Below are 1281 nucleotides of genomic sequence, written 5' to 3' on the forward strand. Positions count from 1 at the left end.
CTCTTGCACTACACGACGCTTTTCTGATCTCGTTTTTTTGATTGGTTAAGGAACAATATAGACCTGTTTGTCTCTCATAAAGAGAGTTAAGGCTATATTTGGGCTGAAAAATTGTGTAAGTCCCGTTAGTTAATTAAATTAATTAAATAAATAAATAATTAAAAAGTGGGCGATCGTGTCAGAGGTGCTGAACATGATCGCTTTTAATTTAATATTATTTTTACTCAGGAAACTCAGGAATTACCCATTTAGGAGGAGCCATTCTTTTCTTCATAACTGCTTCTTCAGCCATTTCTAGCATTTTATCTAAGGAAGTATTATCAATAAACTTTGATGTTTCTTTTACATATTCTTTGTTAGGACAGCGATCGCCTAAAACGCAACCATTTACACAAGCTTCTGCACAATTTATAGTATTTTCCATGGAATTATCCTCTAATAATTTAGTAATTTTATAGTAGACAACCTTTTTTAGTTATCCAGTTCAGAACTTAATCATTATTTGGTTAACTCTACCATATTTGTATTTAATATTCAATGTTTTTTTGCTTCACTAATATATTTAATCCAGACAATTTATCCATGATTATCTCTATCAACTAAAAAATATGTATTCATCTTTCCCTTACCCTTAATCATAATAGTTCCTCTCGCATCGAATATATATTTACCTTTTAAATAATAGTAGGTTGATTCTGTAACTTGAATCTTATCAGGTAGACCGTGAGATTCCATGCGACTCGCAGTATTAACTGCATCACCCCAGAGGTCATAAATAAACTTTTTCCTGCCAATAACACCAGCAATAACCGGACCAGTATTAATGCCAATTCTCATACTAAGCTGGATATTATTTTTTTGATTAAAATAGGCAATTGCTGTCTGCATATCCAAAGCCATTTCAGCAATTGCCTCAGCATGATCTACCCTTGGTTCTGGTAAACCTCCAACTACCATATAAGCATCTCCAATAGTTTTAATTTTTTCCAAATAATATCTATCAGTCAATTCATCAAAGCAAGAAAATATTTCATTTAGCAAATCAACTAATTGTGGAGGATTAATATTTTCTGATAGCTCAGTAAACCCTACTAAATCTGCAAATAAAATAGTAACTTCTGCAAAACCATCAGCAATATTTTGCTTCCCTTGCTTTAATTTTTCTGCAATTGGCTGAGGCAAAATATTTAACAATAATTGTTCTGATTTTTCTTGTTCAGCTAATGATACTTCTTCTGCTTGCTGGCGTTGATAAATTTCTGTGGAGACTCGCTCAAACAA

At 32.2% G+C, this 1281-nt stretch carries 2 protein-coding genes; both read right to left on the bottom strand.

What is annotated here, in order from left to right:
- Window positions 1–220: 220 nt before the first annotated feature.
- A complete protein-coding gene (locus F6K22_RS41100) occupies window positions 221–424 on the bottom strand; it encodes a hypothetical protein (protein ID WP_293110945.1) in 204 nt (67 codons plus the stop codon).
- Window positions 425–576: 152 nt separating this feature from the next.
- A partial coding sequence (locus tag F6K22_RS41105) for an adenylate/guanylate cyclase domain-containing protein (protein ID WP_293110947.1) occupies window positions 577–1281 on the bottom strand: 705 nt, incomplete at its 5' end.

The organism is Okeania sp. SIO2F4, assembly GCF_010672385.1.
Lineage (GTDB): Bacteria > Cyanobacteriota > Cyanobacteriia > Cyanobacteriales > Microcoleaceae > Trichodesmium.

Coding starts and splice junctions, on each gene's coding strand:
- F6K22_RS41100 (WP_293110945.1), bottom strand. CDS start 424: ATGGAAAATACTATAAATTGTGCAGAAGCTTGTGTAAATGGTTGCGTT.